We start from the raw sequence: 6852 nt of genomic DNA, 5'->3' as shown, positions 1-6852 counted from the left end.
TTTCTCAGGCGAGACACTAAGCCCGCTTTCCTACTTCATTCAAGCAGGAAAGCGGGTCTTGTTTGTCTCTGAAGCGCATAAATGCGCTGTTTCCTATAGAAGTTGCGTGTGACGCGTCATTTTTTACGAGAAAAGGGTGGCAGATCATCATTCTGCCACCCTTTCTTTATAAATTATCGCTCCAATTGAGCGACTTGTTTAACCTGAGCGATGATTGTATCACGATCAGTCGTTGATGGATTGAGGCGGATGCCATACAGTCTTTCGGGACCCACTGGCTTCTCGTGCAATAACTGACCTTCGATGCACAAAGGTTCTTGACCCTCGATCAATGAGAACTCAACCACGATTTTCATTGATTTGAGGAGTGGAAGTTTTAGTTCTGTGCTGATTGCTAGTCCGTTCGGTGAGATATTATGAATTTTCATCAGCCCTTTAGGAGTACGCTGGTCATTTTTCAATAAATGAAATTCACCTGTTATTGGTTTTTTCAGCGTATATCGAAAGGGTTCATTCCGTTTAATTTTCATGTAGGCACCTCCACTCCCATTATCCGACAATTTCGTCAAGTCTTCTAGTTTTTTTTAGGTCATGCAGCAGCGTCTGTCGATTGTTTCGTTGGGTGGATACGTTTTGCTAAATACATGAATGGTGTCGCGAACCAAGCGACGACGAATTTCGCAAGATACGTCGTAATGAAGATTTGCCACCAGATGGAGAAGGGCATATCGTGAAAGGCAATCGCACAAAACGTCAACGTATCAAGCAATTGACTTAATACGGTTGACCCTGTCGTCCGTAACCAAAGCTTACGTTCGCCTGTCTTCTGACGGATCTTTGAATAGATAAAGACATCGAATAGTTGCGAGACGAGATAAGCGGCAAGACTACCAACAGCAATCCATGGTAAGAGTCCAAACAATAAATGCAAGGAATCGGATGTTTCGAGTGCAGCCTTATCAGCAAGTGGTGTATACAAGAGACTGAACTGCATGAGGACGGTCGTCGTGATCAGGGAGAAGAACCCCATATAGACGCCTATACGAGCGACCTGTTTTCCGTATTTTTCATTGAGGATATCTGTCGCTAGATAACAACTGCCATACACGACGTTCCCTAACGTGAAGACGAAACCAAAAATATCGACGGTTTGTGTGACTTGGATGTTTGCAATGATTGTTGCGATGGCAATCCACATCAACAATCCTGTCTTACCAAATAAATAATAACTGAAAATCAATAATCCCATCGTTAAAAAAATGGAAGGGATCCATAACCATTCGTTCATGAGATGTACTCCTTTCTGTTCATACAGATGAAAATTGTACGCTGAAATTCATCAACTGTCAAAGGTGACGAAGCGATGAGGGGCATTAAAAAAAGACCATGAGTTTCATGGTCTTTCGGATGGTCTTTAGCCCATTCGTTGCAGAGAGTACCGACGACGTCTTCCTTTGACGTAATAGTTCTCTGTCGACGTAAAATCATTCGCTTCCAAAATGCGTTTTGCAAACGAAGCGTGTGGTGATTGTTCAAGGACACGCGCGCGTACTTCGTGACGATCTAGTACCCCAGAATACGTCAATGCTTCAGCAACTGCTTGAGTAGCTAGACCCCGACGCGTATAGGGATCAAACACCATGAAGTCGAGTTGGAAGTAGTGACCCATTTTTAAGAGCAGAACCCGCCCCATGATCGTATCCGCTTCAACGATATCAAAGTAATAATCTTCAGGATAGCTGTGCTCGACGGAATCAAAAGCCCGCTCTTCTCCAAGCTCATGGTCATACCCTTTGATTTCTTGCGGAGTCAGTCCATATGCTTGCTCGCCATACTTCAAGAAATGATCGTACTCAGCTTGATCGACATGACGTAATGTTCGACGTCTCAATTCCATCACAAAATCCTCCCTCATCCCAATTGATGCTTCGTTTACATTATAGCGATACCCTCCGTGCAATTGCAAAAATTAACTAAAGCCGATGCGTAGTGACAAATATAAAAAAAGTCATTCTGTAATCATCTTGTGATTGTTTTAATTCCCGTGGAATATGGTAAAGTAATGATGTAGACAACTGCATACTGGAAGGGGCTGGAAAACGTGTTCACAGAACGTGACGGAATCAAATTGCGTCTAGAGCAAATCGAACGATTGTATTCGGACTTGAATCGTGAAGCGAAACAATTGACGGAACGCTTACGCCAATTAGATGAACAAGGGGATGAAGTTCACCATGATCTTTCCCTTAATAAAGAAGACCGCGATCATCTGAAGTCAAGCATTGATGAGACGCTTCAGGCACTCATGAAGCGGACGACAGTCGATGCAAAAGTCGAACAGGAAAAGCAAGAAGACCTGATTTCGAAAAAAGCATTGATTGAAGATATCGAAGGATTATTGAAGAAAAAGAAATGAGCTAGCTCCGGCTAGCTTATTTTTTTGTGGAGGAACACATTATGAAACCAACCATTGGACTGACGACATGTCTTCGTCCGACTGACGACGTGCATCATCGTGTGAAGCAGTTGTTAGCGGATGAGACGATACATTTTATCTACGTCGTGCGTCAGAAAAAAAGCATAGAACACTTGCAACAGGAGACAGGATTACCGGTGCTTGTCGTCGATAAACAACGGCTTGATTTATACCCATTAGGCGAGACGACATCGTTCTTTTTCCATCCTTCGAGTGCGGTGTTTCGCATCAAACAAATTGATGCAGGTGGAGGCGACCCTCTCGTTGCGATCGGACGCTTATCGGAAGGGATGCGTGTGCTTGACTGCACACTTGGTCTTGGAGCAGATGCCATCGTCATGAGTCATGCCGTCGGAGAGCGAGGTCAGATTACCGGCTTAGAAAGTCGGGTTGAGACAGCATTTGTCGTCAAGAACGGATTAAAACGGTGGGAAGAATCCTACGAACCGATCAATCAAGCGATGCGACGAATTGAAGTGAGAGTCAAACACCATCTCGCCTATTTGAAAGAATGTCCGGATAATTCCTTTGATGTCATCTACTTTGATCCTATGTTCGAACAGACCGTCGAAGAATCGACGCATCTCGATGCTTTACGAACGCTTGCGAATTATGAAGCCTTATCCGAGGAAGCGATGGTGGAGGCGAAGCGTGTGGCACGTCAGCGCATCGTGTTAAAAGCACATTATGAGAGTCCCTTGTTTGAACGGTTTGGGTTTGAACGAACTAAGCGAAAGACGTCGAAGTTGCATTATGGCGTGATTGAACTGTAAGTCAAAAAAAGACCTCTGCCAATTTTTTGGCAGAGGTCTTACTTATTATTTGCTGATTATTGAACGGCGTCTTTTAATTCGTCTTCCATCTCTTCAAACGTTTCCTGAACGGCATTGACCGGTTGTTTCGTCATCAAGCTGACAACGACCGTAAAGATCAAGCTTGTGAAGAATCCAGGTACCATTTCATAAAGCGTCGTACTAAGTCCGAGTTGAACCCAGATGATAACAGTCAAGGCACCTGAGATAATACCAGCTAGTGCACCTTGTTTCGTCATCCGTTTCCAGTAAAGAGAAAGCAAGATGATCGGACCAAAGGCAGAACCGAATCCAGCCCATGCATAACCGACGAGTGCAAGAATCGTCGCTGACGGATTCCACGCGAGAATACTTGCGATGACGGCAACGACAAGAACGGCAATTCGACCTGTCAGGACGAGTTCTTTATCCGATGCGTCTTTTTTCAAGAACGTCTTATAAAAATCTTCTGTCAACGCACTTGAAGTAACGAGTAATTGTGATGAAATCGTCGACATGATCGCTGCAAGAATCGCAGCCATCAAGAACCCAGTGATATAAGGGTGGAACAGTACGTCAGAGAAGCGGATAAAGACCGTTTCCGGGTCGCCAAGTCCGTTCCCTTGACCTTCGAAATAGGCGATTCCGACGAGTCCTGTCATCATCGCACCAAGAATCGAGATGAACATCCATCCGATCCCGATACGACGGGCGCTTTTTAAATCCTTGACTGAGCGAATCGCCATGAAACGGACGATGATGTGTGGTTGACCGAAGTAACCAAGTCCCCAGGCAAGGAATCCGATGATTCCAAGAACTGTTGTTCCTTTAAGTGGATCAAACAACGAAGGGTCTAATTTTTCAGCGTAGTTGTATGCACCATCGACTCCGCCGACGTCTGTCAATGCGACGACAGGAACAAGAACGAGTGCGATGAACATGATACAGCCCTGGACGAAGTCGGTCCAACTAACTGCGAGAAAACCGCCAAATAACGTGTAGGCGATTACGACCGCAATCGTCAAGAGCATACCATAGTGGTAATCAAATCCGAATGAGCTGACAAATAATTTTCCACCTGAGACGATTCCAGCTGATGTGTAGAACGTGAAGAAGATGATGATGACGAGTGCTGATACAGTACGAAGCACACGTGATTTGTCTTCAAAACGATTCTCTAAGAAATCAGGGATCGTAATCGAGTCGTTCGCCATTTCCGTATAAAGTCGAAAACGTGGTGCGAGTACTAAATAGTTTACGTAACATCCAATCAATAATCCGAGTGCGAGCCAGAGTGCTGAAACACCTGTCGCGTACATGGCGCCGGGAAGTCCCATGAGCATCCATCCACTCATATCCGATGCACCAGCAGAGAGTGCTGTGACACCTGGACCGAGATCGCGTCCGCCTAACATGTAATCTTCTGTATTCGTCGTTCGCTTGTAGGCAAAATAACCGATTGCCAACATGAGAACAAGATACAGGATGATCGAAATCCATTCTTGCGTCATAAAGTTAAATCCTCCAAATGCAATAGTTTTTTCAGCGATCAAGCATGCATTGACTTGTTCGCCAAATGATATGTTCCCCACCTTACAAGGGATAAAACGACTTTGCAAGTCACTTCATTTTCATGAAAAGTGCCGCTACGCCTAGCGCCTTAAGGAGTTGGGACGGTTTTAGTCCCTGTTAAAGTTCTACTAATCGAAATGTTCTGAATAATTAAACAAAACATAAATGATCCTAATAAATTAGGATCATTTATGTCATATTAATTGGTCCAAAACCGTTGGTATGCGGCGCTTAAACGGTCTAATGCCTGATCTAATTGTGCACGAGGACACCCGATATTTAAACGTTCAAATGTTTCTCCACCAGATCCGAACGAAGAACCGTGCGTTAGAGCGATTTTTGCCTCCTTGACGAGCCAATCTGCTCGTGTTTTACTATCCAGTTTGAGTGCTTTGAAGTCGATCCACAACAGGAAAGTTGCTTCTGGAATGACAACGTCTAATTTTGGCATCTCTTGGCGAATCCGACGGATGGCATGGTCACGATTTCCTTCTAAATACACAAGTAATTGTGACAGCCATTGTTCACTCATAGCATCACCATACGCTGCTGAAATCGCAGTCGAAGCCAATGCATTCGGGTGAACGAAATGACGTTGTTGGACACGTTCGATTTGTTGACGAATCGAGATGTCAGGTACGATTAGATAAGACGCATAGAGACCCGGAATATTGAACGTTTTGGATGGGGCACTCACTAAAATGAGTTTTTCATAATCCAAACCGAGAATGGGCGTGTGCACGGAACCTGTATAGACGAGGTCCGCATGAATCTCATCGGATACAAGATAAACATCATGTTGCTTCGCGAGTTCGACGATTTGTTGTAATTCTTCTCTCGGATAGACTTTACCGCTTGGATTATGCGGGCTACAAAGAATCATCATACGTGCTGTTCGCATTTGCCGTTCGAGAAGTGAAAAGTCAGTCTGGTACGTCTCACCGTCTAAAAGAAGCGGATTTTCAATGAGTTGTCGTTGATTAGACTGAATGATTTGATGAAATGGAGGATAGACCGGTGTCTGGATGATGATTTCATCACTCGGTTCCGTCAGTGCGAGGACAGTATGTGCAAGTCCTGGAACAACACCACTTGAGTAGAGAATGGAATCAGTAGTGATTGTGACGTCATATCGCTTTTGAAACCATTGTTGAATTGCTCGTTTGGCTTCGTCTTCAAACATCGAGTAACCGAAATGACCTGTAGCAGCTCGTCTAGTCAATCGTTCTGTCAAATTGTGGGGTGGACGGACGTCCATGTCGGCGACCCACATTGGAATCAGCTCATCTGATCCATATAGCGAAGGGAGCCCGTCCCACTTGACGGATCCTGTATTTCGTTTCTCGATCGTTTCATCAAAATTGATTTGTTCCATCAGACTTCACTCCTGTTCTTCAATAGTTGAATGACTCCATTTCACCATAGCGGATAGAGAGAGAGTGGGGCAAGTCGAAAAAATAAAGGTTTAACATTTATACGATCAGGCAATTACTAAACTCGAACCTACCATAATGAAACGGAGTGATGATCATGTTGCATTCTAAAGTAGTCGTCGGGCGATCGCCTGAGGAATTAGAGGAAAGACTTAATGAATTTTTTGAAAATAATGGGGTCGGATCAAACGCCATCATTACATTAAAATTTTCAACATTCGTTGCGTCTAAAGCGGATGAACATTATTCAGTTTTAGTCGTCTATGATAACTCGCTAACGAAAACTACACTGTAAATGAGTGACAAGAAGTTGAGCTGAAAAGCATCGACTTCTTGTTTTGTCTTTTTCTATAAGTTATACTAGAATTAGGTTTTACAAGCTTCCGTAGGTTAATGGCAGACCTCAGCAATGGTAATGCTGCAGTGCGAGTTCGATTCTCGCCGGAAGCATAGACACGTCTTCCGTCTCAAGTGATATATACTTGAAACGGAAGACTTTTTTCATGAGTTCGATATTTTTGATTTGAGGAGTGACTTTCATGCATCCAGTCATTCATTCTGTTGGTGATAAGATCAAGCA

8 protein-coding genes and 1 tRNA gene are annotated in these 6852 nt (G+C 44.0%); 4 read left to right on the top strand and 5 right to left on the bottom strand.

The window, feature by feature from the left end; translation table 11 throughout:
* Positions 1-173: 173 nt before the first annotated feature.
* The 3 genes from F8N00_RS15030 to F8N00_RS15020 all read right to left on the bottom strand — a co-directional run bounded on the left by F8N00_RS15030 (position 174) and on the right by F8N00_RS15020 (position 1897).
* Entirely contained in the window at positions 174-530 is a 357-nt protein-coding gene (locus tag F8N00_RS15030) for a PilZ domain-containing protein (RefSeq protein WP_023468582.1), read from the bottom strand.
* 59 nt (positions 531-589) lie between these two features.
* Positions 590-1288 carry a queuosine precursor transporter gene (locus F8N00_RS15025; protein ID WP_421018496.1) on the bottom strand — a complete coding sequence of 233 codons (699 nt, stop codon included), beginning with the start codon at positions 1286-1288 and terminating at the stop codon, positions 590-592.
* Between the two features lie 126 nt (positions 1289-1414).
* Complete coding sequence (locus F8N00_RS15020) at positions 1415-1897, bottom strand: GNAT family N-acetyltransferase (RefSeq protein ID WP_023468580.1); 483 nt, start codon at positions 1895-1897, stop codon at positions 1415-1417.
* A gap of 204 nt (positions 1898-2101) precedes the next feature.
* Between F8N00_RS15020 and F8N00_RS15015 the strand changes: the two genes are divergently transcribed.
* Together F8N00_RS15015 and F8N00_RS15010 are read left to right on the top strand one after the other, a co-directional pair.
* Positions 2102-2416, top strand: coding sequence for a hypothetical protein (locus F8N00_RS15015; RefSeq protein WP_035396953.1), 315 nt, complete (start codon positions 2102-2104; stop codon positions 2414-2416).
* Between the two features lie 41 nt (positions 2417-2457).
* The gene (locus tag F8N00_RS15010) at positions 2458-3249 is read left to right on the top strand and encodes a class I SAM-dependent methyltransferase (protein ID WP_052017107.1); all 792 of its coding nucleotides are present in this window, start codon (positions 2458-2460) and stop codon (positions 3247-3249) included.
* A gap of 56 nt (positions 3250-3305) precedes the next feature.
* Here the strand turns inward: F8N00_RS15010 and putP are convergent, their stop codons facing one another.
* Complete coding sequence (gene putP, locus F8N00_RS15005) at positions 3306-4778, bottom strand: sodium/proline symporter PutP (protein ID WP_058712934.1); 1473 nt, start codon at positions 4776-4778, stop codon at positions 3306-3308.
* Between the two features lie 260 nt (positions 4779-5038).
* Positions 5039-6214, bottom strand: coding sequence for a MalY/PatB family protein (locus F8N00_RS15000; protein ID WP_421018495.1), 1176 nt, complete (start codon positions 6212-6214; stop codon positions 5039-5041).
* A 155-nt stretch (positions 6215-6369) separates the two neighbouring features.
* Here F8N00_RS15000 and F8N00_RS14995 point away from each other — a divergent pair, with 155 nt between their 5' ends.
* A complete protein-coding gene (locus F8N00_RS14995) occupies positions 6370-6567 on the top strand; it encodes a hypothetical protein (RefSeq protein ID WP_023468575.1) in 198 nt (65 codons plus the stop codon).
* 84 nt (positions 6568-6651) lie between these two features.
* A tRNA-Thr gene (locus F8N00_RS14990) sits at positions 6652-6722 on the top strand.
* The last annotated feature ends 130 nt before the right edge of the window (positions 6723-6852 follow it).

It is taken from the genome of Exiguobacterium sp. A1_3_1 (assembly GCF_048985645.1).
GTDB classification, from domain to species: Bacteria; Bacillota; Bacilli; order Exiguobacteriales; family Exiguobacteriaceae; genus Exiguobacterium_A; species Exiguobacterium_A indicum.
Note: the sequence above shows the minus strand (reverse complement) of the source record. Positions and strands in the feature narration are given on the sequence as shown.